This is a genomic window from Pseudoalteromonas sp. RWi3 (assembly GCF_054960735.1).
On record NZ_JBHNYL010000003.1, the window covers coordinates 121,186 to 144,645 of the forward strand.

The 23,460-nt window shown below is 40.1% G+C and carries 20 protein-coding genes; 11 read left to right on the forward strand and 9 right to left on the reverse strand.

All coding sequences use genetic code 11. From position 1 onward, the window contains the following. Positions 1–216 precede the first annotated feature (216 nt). Positions 217–3,657 (reverse strand): PAS domain-containing hybrid sensor histidine kinase/response regulator, encoded by a 3,441-nt coding sequence (locus ACFI4Z_RS06365; RefSeq protein ID WP_462669849.1) that lies wholly within the window; start codon positions 3,655–3,657, stop codon positions 217–219. 383 nt (positions 3,658–4,040) lie between these two features. Here ACFI4Z_RS06365 and ACFI4Z_RS06370 point away from each other — a divergent pair, with 383 nt between their 5' ends. The 11 genes from ACFI4Z_RS06370 to ACFI4Z_RS06420 all read left to right on the forward strand — a co-directional run bounded on the left by ACFI4Z_RS06370 (position 4,041) and on the right by ACFI4Z_RS06420 (position 16,575). After that, positions 4,041–4,304, forward strand: a complete 264-nt coding sequence (locus ACFI4Z_RS06370) for a DUF4212 domain-containing protein (protein ID WP_004586074.1) — start codon at positions 4,041–4,043, stop codon at positions 4,302–4,304. 11 nt (positions 4,305–4,315) lie between these two features. Continuing rightward, positions 4,316–6,040, forward strand: a complete 1,725-nt coding sequence (locus tag ACFI4Z_RS06375; RefSeq protein ID WP_462669850.1) for a sodium:solute symporter family protein — start codon at positions 4,316–4,318, stop codon at positions 6,038–6,040. Positions 6,041–6,143: 103 nt separating this feature from the next. Then, complete coding sequence (locus ACFI4Z_RS06380) at positions 6,144–7,982, forward strand: DUF294 nucleotidyltransferase-like domain-containing protein (protein ID WP_462669851.1); 1,839 nt, start codon at positions 6,144–6,146, stop codon at positions 7,980–7,982. Positions 7,983–8,006: 24 nt separating this feature from the next. After that, positions 8,007–8,630: a 3'-5' exonuclease gene (locus ACFI4Z_RS06385; RefSeq protein ID WP_462669852.1), complete on the forward strand. Its 624-nt coding sequence runs from the start codon at positions 8,007–8,009 to the stop codon at positions 8,628–8,630. Between the two features lie 199 nt (positions 8,631–8,829). After that, complete coding sequence (locus ACFI4Z_RS06390; protein ID WP_462669853.1) at positions 8,830–9,090, forward strand: hypothetical protein; 261 nt, start codon at positions 8,830–8,832, stop codon at positions 9,088–9,090. Between the two features lie 225 nt (positions 9,091–9,315). After that, positions 9,316–10,332 (forward strand): erythrose-4-phosphate dehydrogenase, encoded by a 1,017-nt coding sequence (gene epd / locus ACFI4Z_RS06395; RefSeq protein ID WP_462669854.1) that lies wholly within the window; start codon positions 9,316–9,318, stop codon positions 10,330–10,332. A 54-nt stretch (positions 10,333–10,386) separates the two neighbouring features. Then, a complete protein-coding gene (locus tag ACFI4Z_RS06400) occupies positions 10,387–11,562 on the forward strand; it encodes a phosphoglycerate kinase (RefSeq protein WP_462669855.1) in 1,176 nt (391 codons plus the stop codon). 215 nt (positions 11,563–11,777) lie between these two features. Continuing rightward, on the forward strand, positions 11,778–12,842 hold the full coding sequence (fba, locus tag ACFI4Z_RS06405; protein WP_462669856.1) for a class II fructose-bisphosphate aldolase: 1,065 nt from the start codon (positions 11,778–11,780) through the stop codon (positions 12,840–12,842). Between the two features lie 591 nt (positions 12,843–13,433). Beyond that, complete coding sequence (phoB, locus tag ACFI4Z_RS06410) at positions 13,434–14,123, forward strand: phosphate regulon transcriptional regulator PhoB (protein ID WP_462669857.1); 690 nt, start codon at positions 13,434–13,436, stop codon at positions 14,121–14,123. A gap of 65 nt (positions 14,124–14,188) precedes the next feature. Then, positions 14,189–15,481: a phosphate regulon sensor histidine kinase PhoR gene (gene phoR / locus ACFI4Z_RS06415; protein WP_462669858.1), complete on the forward strand. Its 1,293-nt coding sequence runs from the start codon at positions 14,189–14,191 to the stop codon at positions 15,479–15,481. Positions 15,482–15,606: 125 nt separating this feature from the next. Further along, entirely contained in the window at positions 15,607–16,575 is a 969-nt protein-coding gene (locus ACFI4Z_RS06420) for a PstS family phosphate ABC transporter substrate-binding protein (RefSeq protein WP_462669859.1), read from the forward strand. Positions 16,576–16,790: 215 nt separating this feature from the next. On the opposite strand, the gene ACFI4Z_RS06425 is transcribed toward ACFI4Z_RS06420, so the two are convergent. The 8 genes from ACFI4Z_RS06425 to ACFI4Z_RS06460 all read right to left on the reverse strand — a co-directional run bounded on the left by ACFI4Z_RS06425 (position 16,791) and on the right by ACFI4Z_RS06460 (position 23,415). After that, a complete protein-coding gene (locus ACFI4Z_RS06425) occupies positions 16,791–17,030 on the reverse strand; it encodes a hypothetical protein (protein WP_394192393.1) in 240 nt (79 codons plus the stop codon). 8 nt (positions 17,031–17,038) lie between these two features. Beyond that, positions 17,039–17,893: a pantoate--beta-alanine ligase gene (panC, locus tag ACFI4Z_RS06430; protein WP_462669860.1), complete on the reverse strand. Its 855-nt coding sequence runs from the start codon at positions 17,891–17,893 to the stop codon at positions 17,039–17,041. After that, a complete protein-coding gene (gene panB / locus ACFI4Z_RS06435) occupies positions 17,893–18,687 on the reverse strand; it encodes a 3-methyl-2-oxobutanoate hydroxymethyltransferase (protein ID WP_462669861.1) in 795 nt (264 codons plus the stop codon). Before panB ends, panC begins: the two co-directional genes overlap by 1 nt. Positions 18,688–18,718: 31 nt before the next feature. Further along, complete coding sequence (folK, locus tag ACFI4Z_RS06440) at positions 18,719–19,204, reverse strand: 2-amino-4-hydroxy-6-hydroxymethyldihydropteridine diphosphokinase (RefSeq protein ID WP_462669862.1); 486 nt, start codon at positions 19,202–19,204, stop codon at positions 18,719–18,721. 4 nt (positions 19,205–19,208) lie between these two features. Then, positions 19,209–20,510, reverse strand: a complete 1,302-nt coding sequence (gene pcnB, locus ACFI4Z_RS06445; protein ID WP_462670011.1) for a polynucleotide adenylyltransferase PcnB — start codon at positions 20,508–20,510, stop codon at positions 19,209–19,211. Between the two features lie 287 nt (positions 20,511–20,797). Then, positions 20,798–21,745 carry a tRNA glutamyl-Q(34) synthetase GluQRS gene (gene gluQRS / locus ACFI4Z_RS06450; RefSeq protein ID WP_462669863.1) on the reverse strand — a complete coding sequence of 316 codons (948 nt, stop codon included), beginning with the start codon at positions 21,743–21,745 and terminating at the stop codon, positions 20,798–20,800. Between the two features lie 18 nt (positions 21,746–21,763). Further along, positions 21,764–22,207, reverse strand: a complete 444-nt coding sequence (gene dksA / locus ACFI4Z_RS06455) for an RNA polymerase-binding protein DksA (protein ID WP_462669864.1) — start codon at positions 22,205–22,207, stop codon at positions 21,764–21,766. Between the two features lie 218 nt (positions 22,208–22,425). Then, the gene (locus tag ACFI4Z_RS06460) at positions 22,426–23,415 is read right to left on the reverse strand and encodes an AraC family transcriptional regulator (RefSeq protein WP_462669865.1); all 990 of its coding nucleotides are present in this window, start codon (positions 23,413–23,415) and stop codon (positions 22,426–22,428) included. Positions 23,416–23,460 lie beyond the last annotated feature (45 nt).

Sequence of the window (23,460 nt, forward strand, 5' to 3'; positions counted from 1 at the left end):
CTAGTTATATTTTTTAGCACGAATCTGTTTAATTTCTTGCCTAGTGCCTAGCGCCTAGTGCCTAGTACCTAGTACCTAGTACCTAGTACCTAGTACCTAGTACCTAGTACCTAGTACCTAGTACCTAGTACCTAGTGCCTAGTACCTAGTACCTAGTACCTAGTACCTAGTACCTAGTACCTAGTACCTAGTACCTAGTACCTAGTACCTAGCACATCACGTACTGTGATTAAGCAGTGCTTTTAATTTACCCGGCTTGATTGGTTTGGATAAATAATGAATATTAGCGGCTTTAGTTGCTTGTTTTAGTTCATCATCGCGCACAGCGGTAATCAAAATAGCGGGTACCGGGCTTTGCCAAATTTCACGCAGGGTTTTAATAAGCGTAATGCCATCGCAGTCATGGCCGAGTTGATAGTCCATTAAAATAACATCTGGCGCTTTATGCGCCTTTGCATACTCCATCACCGTTTCAACTTGGTCAAACAATTGGTGATCAGCTTGCCACTTCTGCAATAAACTCGCCATGGCATTTAAATTTTCAGGGTCGTCATCCACAGCAATAACATTCATTGCAGCGCGGTTTTCAAACAAGCTGTTAGTAGCCGTTTTTTGCTGTACAAATTGGTTGTCGCCGTAAGGAACTTCAATACTAAAGCGGCTGCCTTTATTAACCGTTGAATGCACTTCTAATCGCAGGCTCAGTAAATCTACCATACGTTTTACAACGCCTAAACCTAACCCTACACCTTTGTTGTCACCGGCTTCTATGCGGTAAAAATCGTTAAATATCTTCGCTTGTTCACTATCACTAATACCGGGGCCTGTGTCCCAAACTTCAATGCGTAGATGGTGCTTACGTTTACGGCATGCAACGAGTACTTTGCCACTTTCAGTATATTTGACTGCATTAGATACCAAATTTTGAATTATGCGGCGTAAGTAAGTAATGTCGCTGTGTACAATCTGCCCTTGCGAGCGGACATGCAATTTAAGGCCTTTTTCACTCGATAAAATAGCGTATTCATTACGCAGTGGCGCTAAAATATCGTCAATACTAAAATGACGTGGGGTAGGGGTCATCGCACCTTGTTCAAGTTTTGCAATTTCTAGCAATGCAGACATTAAATGCACTGTGGAATCGAGACTCGCACCAAGTTTTTCAAAGTTATTAATATTATTGTCAGCTAAGGATTTTTCATCAATGGCTGCCAAGTATAAACGCGCTGCATTGAGTGGCTGTAAAATATCATGGCTAGCGAGCGCTAAAAAGCGTGTCTTACTATCATTTGCTTGCTCTGCTTCTCGCTTTGCTAAAGTGAGTGCTTGCTCTGTTTGAACACGGCTGTCGATTTGTGCTTCGAGATCTTTATTAATAGTACGTATCTCTTGCGTGCGGGCCTCAATGCGGTTTTCAAGGTCCATGTTGACCTCTTCCAGCGCATTTTGTGTGGCAATGTGCGTGGTAATGTCTGAAAAGCTGGTAACAAACCCGCCATCAGGCAGTGGATTGCCAGTCATTTCGTATACTTGGCCATTGCGGCGGTGACGTATAAAATGATGTGAAGTGCCATTTTTTAAATGTTGTACGCGTTTTTCTACTTGTCGGTCTATTTCACCTGGGCCGCACTCTCCGCGCTCTGCGTTGTAACGGATAATATCTTCAATTGGTTGGCCTACTTCTAAAAAGTCAGCAGGGTAATCAAACATTTCAGCGTAACGCTTATTCCACGCAACAAGGTTTAGGTCTTTATCAACAACAGAAATTCCATGACTTAAATTCTCAAGTGATGTGAACAATAAGTTTTGGTTAAATTGCAGGGCTTGTGTGGTTTCGTCAAAAAAGTTAACCACTTCTTCAAAGGCCATTCGTTTACCTGAGGCAACAGTATGAACAAGTGCTTGAGCAGAGGACGCACCAAGCACACCTGTAAGTGCACGTTCACAATATGCAATAAATTCAGAAGAAGGGTGAGCGTTGTTATCACCAAGTGGATTTGTGAGCGAGAATTGAGCCATAACTTGCTGACTGCGTTGTACACCTAAGAAAGTTTGCAGCAGCACTTTAAAATCATAAACAGTGGCTTGAACGTTTTTATTTAAACGTCTAGCAAGTACAGCTTGCTCTTTTGGATTAACAAATGCAGCTGCTTGAATTTTATCAATTAAACGCTCATCGGCACCTAGTGAGAAGCTAATATAACAGCCTATATTCGCAAAAAGGGCAATGAGTGTGCCACGAGTAATGAGTGTTTGTTGAAGCTCTGTGTTAAGGGTGTTTCCGGCATCTAAAATTGGCAGCATTAAAAACAATACCCAACAACTAAAACCAGCTAATAATCCGGCGTAAACACCATAAGCATGGCCTTTTCGCCAATATAAACCACCTACAATGGCTGGTAGTAGTTGTGTAACAAGTGAGAAGGCCACCAGTCCCATACTTGCCAATGCTTTTCCATGGCCAAACCATTGCTGATAAAAATATGACAAAATTAAAATACCAGCAATAGTGAAGCGTCTAACAAGTAAAATCTGCGATTTATAACTGGTGGTGATTAGGTTACGTTTAAATTTACGGCGCAACATTAATGGAAGCACCACATCATTTGAAATCATCGTGCTGAGAGTTAGAGTTGCTACGACGATCATAGCTGTGGCTGCGGAAATACCACCAATAAACACAAATGTGGTAAGAGGAATGTTTTCATGCATTAACGGTAGCGCGAGTACAAAGCTGTCAGGTGAAAATCCGTTACCAATGTTAGGATGAATGGCCGCGGTTGCTATCGGTAAAATCATCGCTGCGGTCAGTAGTAAATAAAGCGGGAATGCCCAACGCGCTGTGAATAAATGTCGTTTGTCTTGGTTATCGACTACGGTGACGTGAAATTGTCTTGGTAAACATATAATTGCTGCTGCAGCCATTAATGATTGACCAATAAAATTAAAGCCAAAAAAGTTAAAATTATTCCAGTGTGACCAGAGAGACTCACTGATTAATACTTCGCGCTCTTGGGGTAAGTTTAATAAGGTGTATACAGCCAAACCGGCTACAGCGAGCAGTGCGAGTAATTTTATTAACGATTCAAAGGCTACTGCTAGCATTAGACCTGAGCGGTATTCTGTGACATCGACTTTGCGAGTGCCAAAAAATATGGCGAACATGGTCATAACAAGAGTTGCAGACAAAGCGACCATAGAGCCTGATATCTTGTTGTCGCTTTGCAGCAGCAAAAAGCTACTACTGAGGGCTTTTAACTGTAAAGCGATGTAAGGAATGGTTGCCAGCAAGGCAATTACGGTGACCATGATCGCCGTAGTTTGGCGTTTGCCGTAGCGTGCAGATATAAAGTCAGCAATGGTGGTGATGTTTTGTTTTTTACTGACCAGCACCAGCTTACGTAAAAAACCTTGGCCAAATATAAATAATAACGCAGGCCCTAATAAAATAGGTAAATAACTCCAACTGCTGGTTGCAGCAGTCCCAACAGAGCCATAATACGTCCACGAAGTACAATAAATCCCCAGTGAAAACGAGTATACAAACGGGTGGTGGCTAATTCGTTTTGATAATGGGGTGGTTTTGTCTCCCCAATTAGCTAACCAAAATAATACGCCTATGTAGGCTAAAGCAACAAATATCAGTGCGGCAGTCATGTCTTAATACGATTTTTATTATGTTGCTTCATACCATACCAGAAGTTGTCAGTAATTTGCGTCGTCAATTTATGAAGGTTATTTTATAGTATTTTTAAATAGCTGAAAAATAATAAAATATTTAATATCTGTATTTTTATTAGACTAATGTCGAAGATCATCATAAAAGCGTATTTTTATAACTCAGCAGTGTACTTGAAATAGTTAAACTGCTGATTTTAATGTATTTTAACTTAAATTTAACAGTTGGTGTTTTGCAGTTTACGTAAACGTTAACCTGATGTTACGACTATGGTCTCAAATCAATCTTGTTAAGGCATTGCTAAGTTTAATAATGAAAATAAAAACACATCACTTTTTTCAGTGTTGAAGAGGAAAATAAAATGGCTTTTAAAGATGAAGAACAAGCAAAAGCTTACTGGGCGGAAAACATTTCGCTGCTATTTAAATTATTAGCAGTTTGGTTTGTTGTGTCGTTTGGTTTTGGCATTTTACTGGTAGATGTACTTAATGAAGTACGTTTTTTTGGGTTTAAACTCGGCTTCTGGTTCTCCCAGCAAGGCGCTATTTATACCTTTGTGGCTTTGATTTTTGTTTACGTTTTCAAAATGAATACGTTGGATAAAAAATACGGCGTAGACGAATAGGAGCTTAAGTAATGGATGTTCAAACACTCACGTTTTTAATTGTTGGTTTAAGCTTCGCGCTTTATATCGGCATTGCAATTTGGGCCCGAGCTGGCTCAACAAATGAGTTTTATGTCGCTGGTGGTGGTGTACCGCCGCTTGCAAATGGTATGGCAACCGCTGCCGATTGGATGAGTGCGGCGTCATTTATCTCAATGGCCGGTATTATCTCGTTCGCAGGTTATGACGGTGGCGTATACCTAATGGGCTGGACGGGTGGTTATGTACTGCTTGCTATGTGCCTTGCACCTTATCTACGTAAATTTGGTAAATTTACGGTACCTGACTTTATTGGCGACCGTTACTACTCTCGCACAGCGCGTTTGGTGGCAATATTTTGTGCTATTTTCATTTGCTTTACTTATATTGCAGGGCAAATGCGTGGCGTAGGCGTTGTATTCTCTCGTTTCTTAGAAGTTGAAATTGAAACGGGTGTATACATTGGTATGGTTATCGTATTTTTCTATGCTGTTTTAGGTGGCATGAAAGGCATTACTTACACACAGGTAGCTCAATACTGCGTACTTGTATTCGCTTACTTGGTTCCTGCAATTTTCATCTCTATGATGATGACAGGCCACTTTTTCCCACAAACTGGCTTTGGTGCCACGTTAAGTGATGGTTCTGGCATGTATGTGTTGGATAAATTGGATGGCTTGAGTTCTGAACTTGGTTTTGCCCAATACACCGAAGGCTCTAAGAGTATGATTGATGTATTTGCAATCACTGGTGCCTTAATGGTGGGTACAGCGGGTTTACCACACGTTATTGTACGTTTCTTCACGGTTCCTCGTGTTAAAGATACACGTATCTCTGCAGCGTGGACGTTAGTGTTCATTGCGATTGTATACACCACGGCACCTGCAGTTGCGTCATTTGCTCGCGTAAACATGATTGATACTATTAATGGTAAAGATGGTAGCGGTACCGAGTACGCACAAGCACCTGCTTGGATTAAAAACTGGGAAAGAACAGGACTTATTACCTTTAATGATAAAAACGGTGATGGCAAAATGTTTTACACCGCAGGTAAAATTGATGACCCAAGCAGTGCAAATGAAGTAAAAGTTGACCGCGATATTATGGTGTTGGCAAACCCTGAGATTGCTAATTTACCAGCGTGGGTTATTGCATTAGTGGCAGCGGGTGGTATAGCTGCAGCGCTTTCAACAACCGCGGGTTTATTATTGGTTATCTCGACCTCTGTGTCGCATGATTTACTCAAGCGAACCCTAAAACCGGATATAAGTGATAAACAAGAGCTATTGGCAGCAAGGTTGGCTGCGATGGTAGCGATTGTTATCTCGGCATACTTTGGTATTAACCCGCCTGGCTTTGTGGCGTCGGTGGTGGCATTTGCATTCGGTTTAGCGGCTGCGAGTTTCTTCCCGGCGATTATTATGGGTATATTCTCAAAATCGATGAATAAAGAGGGAGCAATTGCCGGCATGGTAACAGGTATAACCTTTACTGCTGCTTACATTATCTTCTTTAAATTTGTTAGCCCTGAACTGAATAGCCCTGAACATTGGTTCTTAGGTATTTCACCTGAAGGTATTGGTTTGATTGGTATGATTGTTAACTTTGGTGTTGCTGCAATTGTAATGAAACTAACCGGTGAAACGCCTGTTGAAATTCAAGAAATGGTTGAAGGTATTCGTAACCCTAAAGGGTCTAGTGAAGCTCACGCTCACTAAATAATATATTGGTTATATATTTTGAAGCCCGACTTTTGTCGGGCTTTTTATTTTTAACGGATAGCAGTACAGTATTCGTACACTTATTTATGTGAGTACAGTTATGAATAATGAGCAGCAGGAAGTAGCCCAATTTGTTATAGCCCAAACCCCCTTTAGCCAGATTGACAGCAGTGCCACTGATTATTTTGTCACTCACTTAGATAGTATTTATTTAACCCGTGAAAATCAGACTCAGTGGTTGCAGTCAGCATCACCTAAATTATTTTTGATTCGCTCAGGTTTATACGATTTAGTTGATGCCACAGGTGATGTGATTACACGTTTAGCGCAGGGAGACTATTTTGGGTTTCCATCTTTACTAACCGGAGAGGCAATACAAAATCGTTTAGAAACGCAAAAAGAGGGCATTGTGTATATGCTCAATCAAGATGCCTTTGATTTTTTGCGCCGAGAATATAAACCCTTTGAGCAATATTTTGTGCGGGCACATGCTAATCGATTACTTTCATCACATTATAAAAGTCAGAACGAAAGTTGGTCGGAGCGTAAGATCTCTGAGCTGATGTCTCGGAAAGCGGTTACTTTAGCTCCCGATGCCAGTATTCGCCAAACAGCAAAGAAAATGAAAAAATATGGCGTTTCCTCAATCATGATTACTGAGTTTGAGAGATTAGTGGGGGTGGTAACAGATCGTGATTTACGTAATCGTGTACTTGCAGACGAGGTTGACCCTAAAGAGGCGATCAACTCAATAATGAGTAAAAAACCTAAATATATCTTTGAGAATAATCGGGTTTTTTCAGCGCTGCATTTAATGCTTAAACATAATATTCACCACTTACCCGTGCTAGATGAACATCATAAAGCGCTGGGTATGATCACCAGTACAGATTTGCTCAGACAACAAAAAAGTGACCCTGTACAATTAATAGGGCGAATCTATAAAGCACACAATATCGTTGATTTAAAGCGCTATGCAGCAGAAATACCAGAGTTACTAAGAGGCTTTTCACATAATATTGATGATATTTCATTGATAGGCAAACTGCTTAGCGGTTTGACGGATGCACTAACTTCACGACTCATACACCTCTTTCAAGAAGACAATGGTGCAGCGCCTACTAGCTTTAGTTTTATTTGTTTTGGTTCGCAAGCGCGTGAGGAGCAAACACTGCACTCAGATCAAGATAATGGATTGCTATTACCTGATGATTTAAGTGAAGCTCATCAAGACTATTTTCGCCGTATGGGTGAGTTTGTTTGTGAGCAGCTCGTTGAATGCGGCATTCGTCGTTGTCCAGGCAATATAATGGCTAGTAGTGAGCTGTGTAGAATGAGTATTTCAGATTGGTGTGAACGTTTTTTTAAGTGGATAAAAAGCCCAACGCCAGAGGCAATGCTTAATTGTAAAATATTTTTTGATTTACGATTTATTGAAGGCTCAAACTCACTTTATACCAGTTTTTGTGAACAGCTGACCCGTATTTCGCGTAACGAGTTATTTTATGCGGCCATGGCCAGCGATATTAAATCGACCCCAGTGCCAATTGGTTTGTTTAACCAATTTAAATTAGAAAAAGATGCCAAACAGCATAAGTACATTGATTTAAAAAAACGGGGTGTAGTAATCATCAATGACATTGTGCGTTTGTATGCGCTCAAAGCAGGTGTTCGCCGGGCAAATACACAAGAACGCCTTGATGCGTTATTGAAATACCCAGAACTAAATAAGCAAGATGTTTATAATTTAAAGGATTGTTGGCGATTTTTAACTCAGTTGCGGTTAAGAACGCAGATTAACGAAGAGGGTTTACCCAGTAATTGTATTAATCCTGATAAGTTAAATTCACTAGAACGCCATCAACTAAAAGAGGCATTTTATTTAATTAAACAAGCCCAGCAAGCTGCTGCATTTAAATTTGCTCGAGGGAGCTTATAATGACGGATAAATTGAGGGCTCAGCATGGTTAAATTATGGCTAAGCCGATATATATCAAGAAAGAAGTTACTGGCTAAAAATGCATTTAGCCAGCGTTATCTTGTCATTGACTTAGAGCTAACAGGGTTAGATGCAAAACAGCATGAGATAGTATCAGTGGCATGGGTGCTGGTGGATCAGCAGTGTATAAAGTTAAGTAAAGCAGAGCACTATATTAACAAAGAAGTTAAACAACTTGAGCAAAGCCCAATTTTTCATGGTATTGCCCAACAAGAGGTTGCTCAGGGGCAAAGTTTAAGTGATATTTTAAACAAGCTCAGTAGGCACTTTGATGACTCAATTTTAGTGTTTCATAATGCAAGTTTAGATTGGAGTTTTTTAAAGTGTGCTTTCAAAGCACATGGTATAAATGTTAAACCGAAATTAATTATTGATACGTTTCAAATTGAAAAAAAGCGTTTACTGCAACAAGGTCAAGAAATAGCATTGGATGATTTAACTTTAAATGCCTGTAGGGCGCGTTATGACTTACCACACTACACCTGTCATCATGCACTTACGGATGCTATGGCTACCGCCGAGCTATTACTTGCGCAGTGCTATCAAATTGGCCAAGGTAGAGATTTAAAGTTGCACGACTTAGTTTAAAGCTCACCCATAATTACTTTATTAAAAAAGCTGAATGCTTTTATATAAATACAGACTGAATTACTGACTTGTTGTTAGCCAAAAATTAACTTTAAGTATTGTTTTATAGATAAAAAATAAGGCTTTGTCAGTGCAGTTATTGGTTTGTTATTTTGCTACACTAATGTCCTGAAATTTACTCCTTTTTATAGGTCTTTTAATGAAAAATAATTTACTGCCATCTTTAGTTGGTGTGATAGTCAGTTTAATTGCAGTATGGTGGTTGCATGGGTTTTTATTAGTGGATCGTTGTTTAGATAGCGGCGGTGCGATTGATCATAAGACTAATTTATGTTTCGGTGAAAATGAACAAATAATTGAGCTGGTCACACCATCAGGTACACTAGCTATTTATTGTATAGTGATTATGACGGTATCATTATTAACCAGTAATTTAATACGCAAGCTATTTAAGCGCTAAAAATTTATCACAACTATATCGGGATTGTATTACGTATCGAGCCTAGAACCTAGAACCTAGAACCTACTAAAAGGTCGATTACCAAAATTTGGGCCATCGAAACATGGTTAATTTTAAGTTTCTGCTATTCAGCTCTTATATTCAATCTCAAGGTCGATTACAATACCGCCATCAAAAAGGCAGATTGCCTTTATCTGCAAGCAACTAGAGTGGATTTTCTTTCGAATGGCAATCAAACTTGCAATTAATGGTTTTGGTCGAATTGGTCGTAATATAGTCCGAGCGTTGTATGAATCAGGGCTAAGCGATGAGATCAAAATTGTTGCTATTAATGAATTAGCAGATCCTAAAGGGATCGCTCACCTACTTAAGTATGATACGTCTCATGGACGCTTCAAATTCCCTGTTACTCTCGGTGAAGATTGTATAAATGTTGCCGGCGATTCAATTGCATTATTTTGCGAAGAAAATCCGTGTGAGCTTCCTTGGCAGGTACTTGATATCGATGTGGTGCTAGAGTGCACGGGTGTGTTTCATTCTCGAGAACATGCACAACTTCACTTAAATGCGGGTGCGAAAAAGGTATTATTTTCACAACCTGCGGATGCAGATGTCGATGCCACTATCGTTTACGGTATTAATGATGATGAATTAACCGCTGCACAAACGATAGTATCTAACGGCTCATGTACAACAAACTGTATTGTTCCCGTTATTAAAGTGCTTGATGATGCATTTGAAATTGAATCGGGTGCCATCACCACTATTCATGCTTCGATGAATGATCAGCAGGTCATTGATGCCTATCACCATGATTTACGTCGTACTCGTGCAGCAAGTCAATCAATTATTCCGGTAGACACAAAATTAGCACGCGGTATTGAGCGGATATTACCTAAATTTCATGGCCGATTTGAAGCCATCGCTGTGCGAGTGCCTACTATTAATGTTACGGCGATGGATTTGAGCGTCACAGTCAATACAGACGTTGATTTAGTTACAGTGAATAAAGCCTTAAAAGCGGCCGCTAAAGATCGTTTAGAAGGTATTTTAAGTTATACAGAGGAGCCATTGGTCTCTGTTGATTTTAATCATGACGCACACTCATGTATTATTGATGGCACGCAGACACGAGTTAGTCATAAACGACTGATAAAGTTATTAGTCTGGTGTGACAATGAATGGGGGTTTGCCAACCGTATGATAGACACCGCACGGTGTATGATGGTTGCAAAAAACTAGAATTATAATTAAGAATTTTTACTCAAGTCAGTATCGTTAACTAAGGAGAAGTCCATGTCGGTCATTAATATGGTAGATTTAGATTTAAACGGCAAACGCGTGTTAATTCGTGAAGATTTAAATGTACCAGTCAAAGCAGGTAAAGTGACCTCAGATGCACGTATTCGTGCAGCATTACCAAGCATCAAACTAGCCCTTGAGAAAGGCGCAAAAGTAATGGTGATGTCACATCTTGGCCGCCCTACGGAAGGGGAATACAACGAAGAGTTTTCACTTTCTCCAGTTGTTGATTATTTAAACGAGGCACTGGAGCAAACAGTACGCCTTGAAAAAAGCTACCTAGATGGTGTTGAAATTGCTGATAATGAAGTGGTTGTGTTTGAAAACGTACGCTTTAATGTTGGTGAAAAGAAAAACGACGAGGCATTGTCTAAAAAGCTCGCTGCACTGTGTGATGTTTACGTAATGGACGCTTTTGGTACTGCTCACCGTGCACAAGCTTCAACCCATGGCGTTGGCTTATTTGCAGATGTTGCGTGTGCAGGTCCTTTATTGGCAGCAGAGCTAGAGGCCCTAGGGAAAGCACTTGATAATCCAGCGCGTCCACTTGTTGCGATTGTTGGTGGTTCTAAAGTATCAACCAAATTAACAGTGCTTGACTCACTTTCTACGATTGTTGATCAGCTAGTAACTGGTGGCGGTATTGCAAATACTTTCATAGCTGCAGCAGGTCACCCTGTAGGTAAATCACTTTATGAAGCTGACTTAATTGATGAAGCAAATAAATTATGCGCAGCAGCTAAGAGTAATAATGGTGAAATTCCTGTTCCTACTGACGTTGTTGTGGGTAATGAATTTTCAGAATCAACGGTTGCAACATTAAAAGATGTTAGTGAAGTAACCAGTGATGATATGATTTTTGATATTGGCCCGGATACAGCTAATAAATTAGCTAAAATTATTGCCAACGCTGGCACTGTTGTTTGGAATGGCCCTGTTGGGGTATTCGAATTTGATCAATTTGGTAATGGCACACGTGCAATTGCACAAGCGATTGCTGATTCAAACGCGTTCTCAATTGCAGGTGGCGGCGATACGCTAGCAGCGATTGATAAATACGGTATTGCCGATAAAGTTTCATACATTTCAACCGGTGGTGGTGCTTTCCTTGAATTCTTAGAAGGGAAAAAATTGCCAGCTGTTGCTATGCTAGAAGAGCGTGCTAAATAAACTGAGCATGCTTGTTGGTGTAAGTAAATTTACTTACACCGGCTAACACCATTAATTAAATACCTCTCACCCTTATTTAATTACTGGTTTGTGTTAGCGGTAGGTTTGGTAAATGCCAAAACTGTCGTGATGCAGTGATTGCATCGAATTAAACTATTCCGTTCGACTAGGTAGTGTTGCGTTTTCGCAGCTATCGATAATTTGGAGAATACCCAATGGCTTTAATCAGTATGCGACAACTTCTTGATCATGCAGCTGAAAATGGTTACGGCGTGCCAGCTTTTAACGTTAATAACCAAGAGCAAATCCGCGCTATTATGATGGCGGCTGATAAAACAAATAGCCCCGTAATTGTGCAAGGCTCAGCAGGTGCTCGTGCCTATGCTGGTGCCCCATTTATTCGTCATATGATTTTAGCTGCCATTGAAGAATGGCCACACATCCCAGTGGTTATGCATCAGGATCACGGTACTTCACCAGGCGTTTGCCAGCGTTCAATCCAGTTAGGTTTTTCATCTGTAATGATGGATGGCTCATTAATGACAGATGGAAAAACACCTTCAAGCTATGAGTATAATGTTGATGTAACACGCAAAACAGTTGAGCTTGCTCACTCATGCGGCGTATCGGTTGAAGGCGAATTAGGTGTTTTAGGTTCTCTTGAGACTGGCGAAGCTGGAGAAGAAGACGGTGTTGGTGCTGAAGGTAAATTAACCACAGATCAAATGCTAACCGATCCAGAAGAAGCGGCAGACTTTGTTAGCAAAACTCACTGTGATGCGCTTGCAATTGCCTGTGGTACTTCTCACGGAGCTTATAAATTTACACGCCCACCAACGGATGACATTTTAGCAATCGATCGTATTAAAGCGATTCATGCACGTATTCCTAATACTCACCTTGTAATGCATGGTTCGTCATCAGTTCCACAAGAGTGGCTTGAAATTATTAATCAATATGGTGGTGAAATTCCTGAAACATACGGTGTGCCAGTTGCGCAAATCGTTGAAGGTATTAAGTTTGGTGTTCGTAAAGTAAACATTGACACAGATTTGCGTTTAGCATCAACAGGTGCTATTCGTCGTCATTTAGCACTGAATCCATCAAACTTCGATCCTCGTAAATACCTTGCTGAAGCAACCAAAGCAATGACTGAGATCTGTGTAGCGCGTTATGAAGCGTTTGGCACTGCGGGTCAAGCAAGTAAGATCAAGCCAATCTCACTAGATGAAATGCATCTTAAATACTTATCAGGTGAGTTAGATCCACAAGTTAAGTAACTTAACAGGTTGAAAAAAAAGCCAGTATCTGCAAAGAGCTGGCTTTTTTTGTGCGCGTATAATGAAGAAAGATCATTCCCTTACTAACTTATAACGAAAGAGATCGAGTTTTTACCAACGGTTTATTGTTGAGATCAGCCTTTTACTAAGGATCATGATCTAATGTGTATTTTTTGTTTGAAAATCCAGCGCAAAACGTAATGTTTGTATAAATGATCAACACCTTATATTAGCATGTTAGTACAAACATGATCCCAGATCTAAGTTGGTTAGTAAAAATATGATCCGAATTTGTTTGCTTAGTATGAATTTGATCCAAAGCTTCATTTAAAATTTTATAGTGAAGAAGGCTAATTTTTAAACTAAAAAATTATTGTAGAATATTAAATATACTTTTACTGACCTGTTTCACTTGCAGTAATGTAAGAAGAAGTTGATTGAATCAAGTCTAATAGATGAGTTTTTATGCTTTTTTTGCGTTGTTTGTGTTTTTTTTTCGCTCATTTTAATTTACACGTTACACTTTCATAAAAATGTCATACTTAGTCATAATAATGAAAACAAGTTCGATAACGAAAGAGAAGAATTGGAATGTCACGTAAAGTACTTGTCGTCGATGACGAAGCGCCTATTAGGGAAATGTTAGTTTTTGTATTAGAACAAAATGGATTTCAAGCGGTTGAAGCCGAAGATTACGATTCTGCTATTGCAGCCATGGTAGAGCCATACCCGGATATGGTTTTACTGGATTGGATGTTACCAGGTGGCAGTGGTATTCAAATTGCTAAAAAGTTTAAACAAAACGAGCATACCCGCAAAATCCCTATCATCATGCTAACAGCCCGTGGTGAAGAAGAAGACAAAGTACGTGGCCTAGAAGTGGGTGCTGACGATTATGTAACGAAACCATTTTCACCTAAAGAACTGATGGCACGCATTAAAGCTGTTATCCGCCGAGTTTCACCAACTTCGTTAGAAGAGGCAATTGAGGTGCACGGTTTACGCTTAGATCCAATTTCACATCGCGTAACTTCTGATGGCAGCGAGTTGGACATGGGCCCTACAGAGTTTAGATTATTGCACTTCTTTATGACTCATCCAGAGCGCGTATATAGCCGAGAACAATTGCTAGATAATGTGTGGGGGACTAATGTCTATGTTGAAGATAGAACCGTCGACGTGCATATTCGTCGTTTGCGTAAAGCGATTGCTCCACTGGGCCATGATAGATTGGTTCAAACGGTGAGAGGCGCAGGTTACCGTTTTTCGAGTAAACTATAGTATCTTAAACGTTAAGTTAATGACTTTATTAGCTTAAGTTTATTTTTCTAAGGTAAAGTGAGTTTATGTATCGAGTTGTTAATAAGCAGGCGCTTGCGAAGCGTTTGCTTATCTATTTTTTACCCCTACTACTTATTGGCGTGCTTGTTGGCGCGCCATTTTTGCTTTTATTTTTAGGCTCTTTTTCATTATTAGTTTGGCATTATCATCAACTTTACCGACTCAGTGATTGGCTACTTAATCAACGCAGTTTTAACCCACCGGAAGGTGAAGGTGCATGGGAGCAAGTTTTTGAAGGAATTTATCATCTACAGCATCGTAATCGCAAAAAGAGAAATGAACTTGCAGATCTAATTCGTCGCTTTCGTGATGGTGCAGAGGCGGTCCCTGATGCTGTTGTGGTGTTACAGCGGGATCTCAGCATTGTTTGGTGTAATCAATTAGCGTTAAAAATACTCGGTTTGCAGTGGCCTGCTGATCATGGACAACGTTTAGATAATCTAATTCGCGATCCAAAATTTGCTAAATATATGTACCAAGAAAACTTTGCTGAAGCTCTTGAACTTGAAAACATACACAGTGTTGAGCAAGTACTCGAATACCGTGTAATGCCATACGCAAGCTCACAGCTTATGGTGGTTGTAAGAGATGTTACTCGTCTAAAGCAGTTAGAACAGATGCGCAAAGACTTTGTTGCAAATGTGTCGCATGAGTTACGCACACCGTTGACGGTAGTGACAGGCTATTTAGAGATGTTTGATGGCGATATGATGCCACCACCTGCTATGTGGAATAAAGCGCAGAACACCATGTTAGAACAGTGTAAGCGCATGGATAGCTTGGTAAATCAATTATTGTCACTGTCGCGCATCGAAGGTGAAAGACGTCAAGACAATGATAAAGCAATTAATGTCCCTCAGCTATTAGCGTATATTCGCACTGAAGCCCAGTCACTTAATCAAGATAAAGGGCATGAGCTCACATTTGAGATTGATACTGAGCTTGATATTAAAGGTGCTGAGGATGAACTGCGCAGTGCGTTTTCTAACTTGGTGTTTAATGCTATTCATTACACTAAACCCGGAGGAAAAGTAACGGTAAGTTGGCAACGGGTAAATAATCAAGCCGTTTTTGCTGTCGTTGATAATGGTGATGGTATAGCACCAGAGCATATTAACCGCCTCACTGAGCGGTTTTACCGTGTAGATAAAGCGAGAAGTAGAACAACGGGTGGTTCAGGTTTAGGCTTGGCGATAACCAAGCATGTACTTACACGCCATGATAGCCATTTAGAAATAAAAAGTAAGCTTGGTGAAGGCTCATGTTTCTCTTTTTCGTTTTCAAAAGAGAAGCTGTAGAGAGCGAAAATTCAAAAACACTCGAAAGTCATAAAAGTGCAATAATTAAGTAATCTAACTGTCATTTAATGGCTTTAAAGTAGTTAGCAGTTAGGAAATGGGACGAACAAATCGGAGTAACCCCTATGAAATTTAAAAGTTTAGTTGCCGCAATGGGTGTGGCTGTTACAACATTAGTATCTGCACAAGCGCTAGCTTTAGATAAAACGATTCCTGAGTATGAGAAAACAACAGGTATCTCAGGCAACTTTTCATCAGTGGGCTCTGACACTCTTGCCAACATGATGACTTTTTGGGCTGAAGAATATAAGCGCTTCTACCCTAATGTAAATATTCAAATTCAGGCAGCAGGCTCTTCAACAGCGCCACCGGCTTTAACTGAAGGCACAGCAAATTTCGGTCCTATGAGCCGTAAGATGAAGTCAAAAGAAATTGAATCGTTTGAAAAGCGTTATGGTTACAAGCCAACAGAAGTACGTGTTGCAATTGATGCTCTTGCTGTATTTGTTCACAAAGATAACCCAATTGAAGGTCTTCGTATTGACGAGGTTGACGCTATCTTTTCTTCAACGCGTAAATGTGGCGCATCAGATGAAGTATCTCGTTGGAGTGATGTAGGCTTAACTGGTGATTGGGCTGCTAAAGACATTCAACTTTATGGTCGTAATTCAGTATCAGGCACGTATGGTTACTTTAAGAAAATGGCTTTATGTAAAGGCGATTTCCGTAATAACGTAAACGAACAGCCGGGTTCTGCATCAGTTGTACAGTCAATTTCATCTTCTGTAAATGCAATCGGCTACTCAGGTATTGGTTATAAAACATCGGGTGTTCGTACTGTACCATTGGCTAAGAAAGGCAATAAATTTGTTGATGCAACGCTTGATAACGTAGCAACAGGTAAGTACCCGCTATCTCGTTTCTTGTATGTTTATATTAACAAACACCCTAATAAACCACTTTCTCCAATTGATGCGGAATTCCTTAAAATGGTACTTTCTCAAAGCGGTCAAAAAATTGTTGAAAAAGACGGCTATGTACCCTTGTCGGGAACTATGGCAATGAGAGAGCTTAAGAAACTAGGCCTTTTATAATCATATAGTTGATAATAATAAAAACCGTCTTTATTCATAAAGGCGGTTTTTTTGTGTCTAGCGATAAAACCTAAAGCTCAATTTAATACATGCGTTAAAGTGTGATTGAATCGATTCAAAGTTTAGGTTAGCGAGTAGTGATTTAAAGGGTTGCATAAGTATAGAGCAGGGGGAGAAGCTTATCAGAGTATGGTTGATAAGCTTGAAGTCATTATTTATTGCATTTCACCTAGCTTTTCAGCATTGGCTTTGCATTGATTAAATGTTTCTATGCATTTTGTACTACATACTTTGTGTGCCATACCTTCCCCTGTGCTCTGTTGCTCACAGTTAAGCTCACATTGGTAATTTTGTTGTGCACATTGCTGCATTTCTGGATTTTCTATTTGGTTTTGACAGCCGAATAACAGCCCTGCAAGTAAGGTCGTGCTGGCTATCTTAAGTAGTGAATTCATTTTTATCCCTAATTTTTTATATCAACTTGTAAGTTATCGATTAGCCTCACATTACCTAAATATGCAGCAGCTAAAATGACCAATTGTTCATCTTTTACTGTAGCGCTTTTTAAGGTATCGCGCTGTACTATCTCAAAATAATCTGCTTTTAATCCTGCATCGCTCAGCATTTGCTTTGCTTGTTGGCAAAGAGCTGAAAAGTTATTTTGACCAGCTTTTAACTGCGCCGCAACATAAGATAATGTTTTAAATAAATTGGCCGCTGTGGCTTTTTCTAGATCAGATAAGTAACCATTACGAGAGCTCATCGCAAGTCCTGAGACTTCACGAGTAGTCGCAACGCCAATCACTTCAACAGGGATAGATAAATCGCGCACCATCGTTTTGATAACTTGTAACTGCTGATAATCTTTCTCACCGAAACAGGCAAAGTCAGGTTGAACCAAATTAAATAGCTTTGTTACTACGGTTGCAACACCTTTAAAATGACCTGGGCGAGAACCACCACAATAACCCATTGAAATATTCGGTACATCAACATAACTTTGTGCGCCTAAACCGTTAGGGTAAATGGTCTCTACATTTGGAGTAAAAACAATATCGGTGCCCAGCTCAGCTAGCCCTTGTTTATCAGCATTCAACGTACGCGGATAACTATCTAAGTCTTCACTTTCACCAAACTGCATTGGATTAACAAAAATACTCACAACAACTTTATCAGCCATTGTTTTTGCTTTTTCTACCAGTGAGAAATGACCTTGATGCAAATTTCCCATTGTAGGCACCAACGCAACACTTAGGCCGACTTGACGCCAGGCTTTAATTTGACTGCGTAATGATTTTATTTCAGTTATAGACTGCATTATTTAAACTCATGTTCAACGCTTGGGAAGGTGCCACTTTTAACATCATTGCAGTATTTTTTTACCGCGTCAGGCATATTACCTGTTTCTAATAAAAAGTTTTTAGAGAACTTAGGGATGTAACCTGCAGAAATACCCACCAAATCATGCATCACTAATATTTGGCCATCGGTTTGATTTCCTGCACCTATGCCAATTGTTGGAATGCCAACCGCGTCTGTAATACGTTTGGCAAGCTCAGCAGGTATGCATTCAAGTACAATCATTTGTGCGCCTGCTTTTTCAAGAGCTTGTGCATCTATAATCATCTTTTTAGCTTGCTCTTCGATGCGGCCTTGAATTTTAAAACCACCAAAAACATGCACAGACTGAGGCGTGAGTCCTAAGTGCCCACACACAGGAATGCCTTGTTGTGTTAGAGCTGTAATTGAATCGTACAACCATTCACCACCTTCTAACTTGACCATGTTAGCCCCTGCACGCATCAGTTGCGCCGCATTTTCACAGCTTTTCTGCGGGTTTGAATAGGTCATAAATGGCATATCTGCAATGACAAATAAATCACGGCTGCCAGCACGGACGCAGCGAGTATGGTAGGCGATGTCTATATTTGTTACCGCTAGGGTATCGTCACCACCTTGCAGTACCATACCAAGCGAATCACCTACTAAAACAACGTCAACACCGTTATCATAAAAGAGCTTCGCAAAGCTGGCATCGTAAGCGGTTAAAGCGGTTATTTTTTGCTGTTCTGCTTTCATTTTATTGAGAGTAGAGACTGTTATTTTAGACATAATATCCTCATAGGCAACGCCCTGAAATTAATTACAGAGGTAATTGTTGTAATTCGTTTAATGCTAATGTTGCGGTAATATCTGTTAATCTTTTGCCAGTGGGCAAGGTAATATCAGGCGCAATTTCAAGTAATGGATAGACAACAAACTCACGCTCAGTCAAACCATAATGGGGAACTGTTAGCCGTTCAGTATTTATTACTTGATTTCCAAATAATAAAATATCGATATCCAGCGTTCGTGGACCCCAACGCTCCTCTTTACGAACACGCCCGTGGTCTAGTTCAATTTTTTGTGTTAAATCAAGAAGCTGCTCGGGAGGAAGATTCGTTTTTATAGCCGCTACGGCATTGACATAATCCGGCTGATCTTGCGGACCCATCGGCTTACTAGCATAGTGATGAGACACACTTATAAGCTCGCAATGAGGAAGCGTTTGTAAGGCTAAAATAGCATTGTTTAACTGCTCACGTGGGGCGTTTAAATTTGCCCCTAGGCCTAAGTATACAGTTTCCATTTAATTACTCAGCTGCCGGTTTTGGGCTACTACGGCGTCGTGAACGACGTCGGCCTTTAGGTGCACCTTGGTTTCCTAATGCTCTAACCATATCTTTTTGGCCATTTACGTCTTTATTTAAATATTCGCTCCACCAATTTGCAAGTTCTTGGTGTTGATGTTCACCGGCTTGCACGCGTAAGAGTAAAAAGTCATAAGCGGCTTTAAAACGCGGTTGTTGAGTCAACCTAAATGCACGTTGGCCTGAGCGTTTGTCTAAGCGCTGCTGTATATGCCAAATATCACGGGCACCCAAGGTGAAACGCTTAGGTACGGCAATATGTTGTGCGTTTTCACTGAGCACTTTATTCATTGCTTGGGCGTACGCATCATACTCTGAAAGTTGTTCACTGAGTTGTAGCTGTTTCGCTATTTTTAATAACGGGAACCACAATAGAGCAGCAAAGATGAAAGCTGGCGTGACTTTTTTATCCGCGTTAATACGCTCATCTGTATTGCGGAACATCTGCTGAATAAGAGAATGCTCTAATCCCTCAGTATTTTTATCTAAAATTTTATCAAGCGCTGGAAATAATGACTTAAATAAACCATAGCGGCGCAACATAAGGAAGTTCTCTTCGGCTTTGCCGTTTAAGAAAAGCTTTAATGTTTCTTCAAATAACCGCGCTGGAGGAATGTTATCAAGCAGACTTGCTAGCTCTTTAATTGGCTTTTCAGTTGCAGGCGCAATAGTCATATCAAGCTTGGTGGCAAAGCGCACTGCACGTAGCATACGTACAGGATCTTCTCTATAGCGAGTTTGTGGGTCGCCAATTAGCTCTATTTGCCTTGCATTAATAGCGGCAATACCATTGGCAAAATCATGAATTGAGAAGTCATTAATCGAGTAATACAAGGCATTGATGGTAAAGTCGCGGCGCTCAGCATCTTCTTCAATACTGCCAAAAACATTGTCACGCAATAGTTGGCCTTGATCACTAGATTGGCTAATTTGGTTTTTATCTTCAGCGGCTTCATGATGGCCGCGCATTGTGGCTACTTCAATAATTTCGCGACCAAAAACAATATGTGCTAATCGGAATCGACGACCAATTAAACGACAGTTACGAAATAGCTTTTTTACTTGTTCTGGCGTGGCGTTGGTTACAACATCAAAGTCTTTTGGTTGTTGGCCTAACAAAATATCACGAACACAACCACCAACAAGGTAGGCATCAAACCCTCCATCTTTCAGGCGGTATAATACCTTGATTGCATTGGGGCTAAATTGTTTACGAGAAATACCGTGCTCATTACGTCCAATAATCAAGGGCAAAGTTTGCTCTTGTTCTGGTTGATGTGTTTGAGTGCCATTTGGCCCAATAATTTGCCGACAAAATTGAAAAAGCTTGGAAATAATAATCTGTCTCCTACAGAACTCTGTTAATTGACGGCATATCCATCAAAAATCTAACCAAGTATAGCTGTATTTTGTTATTAACTGCACGAGGAATGTGCATACTTGGCGATAAACGTATTGCGTGGCTTATAATATACCAGCGCGGCTTAAAAATTAAGTTGATGGCTTTAAAATAAACGCTATTTAGTTATTAATTACTTAATTAGTTGCTTAAAAACGGTTGCTTGGTTAGCGTCAGCTTGAGAAATCTGAATTTGTGGTACTTTTGGTACGTGTTGGAGGTCATAGCGATTGACAGCCCATGCCATCATTTTCTCTACACTGAGTGTGGATATTTCTGGTGTAGGTGCTAACCCTAAAAATTCAAATGCGTTGAATAAACTGGGCTTTGGATTTTGTTTACAAATGGCTGGTGCATAATTTTGCTTAGATAATTTAAATCCTGGCTTTGCAACGGCCAAAGGTAAGTGCGCGTAATTAGGGGTTGGAGCTTTAAGTTGCTTAAATAAGCTTAACTGCCTTGCAGTTGGTTCCAATAAATCTGCGCCTCGAACTACATCTGTGATCCCTTGCTCAATATCATCAGCAACAACCACAAGTTGATAGGCAAATAATCCATCGCTGCGTTTAATAATATAGTCTTCATGGGCGAGGGCTGAATCTACAACAACATTACCTTGAATCAAGTCAATATAACGAATTGTGGGGTGGCATTGAGTGAGGCGAAGTGCGTACTTACTTACATCCACAAAGCGGTTTTTACAGTGACCTTGGTATATTCCGCCAAGCGCTTTAATTTGTTTACGAGAACAGTCACACGCATAAACCAAGTGCTGGTCTTTTAACGCTGTTACATAGTGTTGATATAATTCATGGCGCTGAGTTTGATAAACAACTTGCTCATCCCAATGCAAGCCGTAGGCCTCTAATGTTTTGAGAATATCGTCAGCTGCGCCTTTTACAACACGGGATGTATCTATATCTTCAATACGAACTAACCAGCTGCCTTGATTATATTTTGCGTCAAGGTAACTGCCCACAGCCGCAACCAAGGAGCCAAAGTGAAGAGGCCCAGAAGGTGACGGCGCAAAGCGTCCGCGATAGTTGCGCAATGGCGCATTAACGGCTGTGGTTATCGACATGGTTTAACTTAAAAGTTATTAACCACGTCCAGCTTGTTTTTCTTTGATTTCGGCAAGTGTTTTACAGTCTACACATAAATCAGCTGTAGGACGTGCTTCTAAACGACGGATTCCGATTTCAATTCCGCATGATTCACAAAATCCAAAATCATCTTCTTTGATAAGGGTAATTGTTTTTTCAATTTTTTTGATCAGTTTACGCTCACGGTCACGTGTTCTAAGTTCTAGAGAGAACTCTTCTTCTTGTGCAGCACGGTCAACTGGATCAGGAAAGTTAGCAGCTTCGTCTTGCATGTGCGATTTAGTGCGGTCTACTTCGTTGCGTAAATCGTTGCGCCATGCTTCCAAAATAGTTTTAAAATGAGCACGTTGTGCTTCATTCATATACTCTTCGCCCGGTTTTTCCTGGTACGGTTCTAATCCGGCCTGAGCCAATAACCCTAATTTTTTTTGGTCTGGCATAACTTTCTCCTAAATCCTTAATATAATGCCCAGCTTTAGCCGGCGGCTATAAATAACAGAATCCTATGGCCTAGGCAAATTTATTTTTAATTAATTAGCTGTGGTTAAATCGTTTTTAACTGCTTTAAAAGGTATCAGGCGATTAGTTTGATTGCTTTTTAATCACAGTGTGATTTTTTAACTGGCCTAGTTATATGGGCAAAAATATTTATTACAACTTAATTTTTTATTTGTGTTAAAAACTTTTTCGGTGAACAACCATACCAACGCTTAAATGCGCGTTGTAATACACTTTGTTCTGAAAACCCTAATCGGTTACTAACCTCCAGTACACTCAGTTTATTAAGCAACATACGCTTAGCGTGGTATTTGCGAAGCTCATCAACCAGCATTGAATAGCTACAGCCTTGCTCAGTTAAATAACGTTGTAAGCTGCGTTTTTTAAAACCAAACTGTGTTGCAGCTTGTTCAACATTAGGTACATTTGGAAAGTGTGCGGTAATGTATGCTTTAAGCTGGTTTATACAGTCATTTTCACTAATAAGCTCAATTGCTTGCGCTGACAATAATTGCTCTAGTTCTTGGTTTGCTGAATTAAGTGGACTATTAAGCATGTTACTTTTAAAGCTAAGCGTATTGGTTGTTGCGTGGAACTCAATAGGACAATTAAATACAGCTTTATATGCGCGCAAACTCTCAGGCTTAGGTTCAGATCTAGTAAGTTGTACCTTTATAAGCGATAAATCTGTGTTTTTGAAACTGCAATATTTTGCGAAAGAGAGCCAACTACTGAATAGTTCATCAACCATATGGTGCTGTATTTTAGTGCTTGGGTACCAGCTTAAATGACTCGTTTGGTGCTCGTGATGGAGTTGAATAATCCCTACATTTCGTACTAGCGTATTAAGTTGTAAAGCGTGTTGTAGCACCTTGCCTAAAGAATCACTCACTAGCGCAATGTGGCCAAGTAAACCCCAGCTTTGCGTTTTTAAAGACTGACCAAATTTTAATCCTATATGATCGCAACAAAGTTGTTGTGCTGCAAATGCCATTAGCTGTTCATAATCTGTAACTGGGTATTTATAGCGGCTATCATCGAGGCGGTTTGCACGGTTGTGTAAGCGTTTATTTACTGCTTCTGGAGCAAGTCCTTGCGCTATCAAAAAATGGACTAAGGAGCGAATTATTTGGCTACTAACAAAATACATTTTAGTTACCTTTACAGAATAGAGAACATCAAGCTGCAGTAGTTG

Bases quoted from the DNA above. Each gene is read 5' to 3' on its own strand.
- ACFI4Z_RS06400 (WP_462669855.1), top strand. From the start codon at position 10,387: ATGTCGGTCATTAATATGGTAGATTTAGATTTAAACGGCAAACGCGTG.
- ACFI4Z_RS06385 (WP_462669852.1), top strand. From the start codon at position 8,007: ATGGTTAAATTATGGCTAAGCCGATATATATCAAGAAAGAAGTTACTG.
- ACFI4Z_RS06390 (WP_462669853.1), top strand. From the start codon at position 8,830: ATGAAAAATAATTTACTGCCATCTTTAGTTGGTGTGATAGTCAGTTTA.
- folK (WP_462669862.1), bottom strand. From the start codon at position 19,204: ATGGAAACTGTATACTTAGGCCTAGGGGCAAATTTAAACGCCCCACGT.
- phoR (WP_462669858.1), top strand. From the start codon at position 14,189: ATGTATCGAGTTGTTAATAAGCAGGCGCTTGCGAAGCGTTTGCTTATC.
- panB (WP_462669861.1), bottom strand. From the start codon at position 18,687: ATGTCTAAAATAACAGTCTCTACTCTCAATAAAATGAAAGCAGAACAG.
- ACFI4Z_RS06380 (WP_462669851.1), top strand. From the start codon at position 6,144: ATGAATAATGAGCAGCAGGAAGTAGCCCAATTTGTTATAGCCCAAACC.
- dksA (WP_462669864.1), bottom strand. From the start codon at position 22,207: ATGCCAGACCAAAAAAAATTAGGGTTATTGGCTCAGGCCGGATTAGAA.
- ACFI4Z_RS06370 (WP_004586074.1), top strand. From the start codon at position 4,041: ATGGCTTTTAAAGATGAAGAACAAGCAAAAGCTTACTGGGCGGAAAAC.
- ACFI4Z_RS06425 (WP_394192393.1), bottom strand. From the start codon at position 17,030: ATGAATTCACTACTTAAGATAGCCAGCACGACCTTACTTGCAGGGCTG.
- ACFI4Z_RS06375 (WP_462669850.1), top strand. From the start codon at position 4,316: ATGGATGTTCAAACACTCACGTTTTTAATTGTTGGTTTAAGCTTCGCG.
- panC (WP_462669860.1), bottom strand. From the start codon at position 17,893: ATGCAGTCTATAACTGAAATAAAATCATTACGCAGTCAAATTAAAGCC.
- epd (WP_462669854.1), top strand. From the start codon at position 9,316: ATGGCAATCAAACTTGCAATTAATGGTTTTGGTCGAATTGGTCGTAAT.
- fba (WP_462669856.1), top strand. From the start codon at position 11,778: ATGGCTTTAATCAGTATGCGACAACTTCTTGATCATGCAGCTGAAAAT.
- ACFI4Z_RS06420 (WP_462669859.1), top strand. From the start codon at position 15,607: ATGAAATTTAAAAGTTTAGTTGCCGCAATGGGTGTGGCTGTTACAACA.
- phoB (WP_462669857.1), top strand. From the start codon at position 13,434: ATGTCACGTAAAGTACTTGTCGTCGATGACGAAGCGCCTATTAGGGAA.
- ACFI4Z_RS06460 (WP_462669865.1), bottom strand. From the start codon at position 23,415: ATGTATTTTGTTAGTAGCCAAATAATTCGCTCCTTAGTCCATTTTTTG.
- ACFI4Z_RS06365 (WP_462669849.1), bottom strand. From the start codon at position 3,657: ATGACTGCCGCACTGATATTTGTTGCTTTAGCCTACATAGGCGTATTA.
- gluQRS (WP_462669863.1), bottom strand. From the start codon at position 21,745: ATGTCGATAACCACAGCCGTTAATGCGCCATTGCGCAACTATCGCGGA.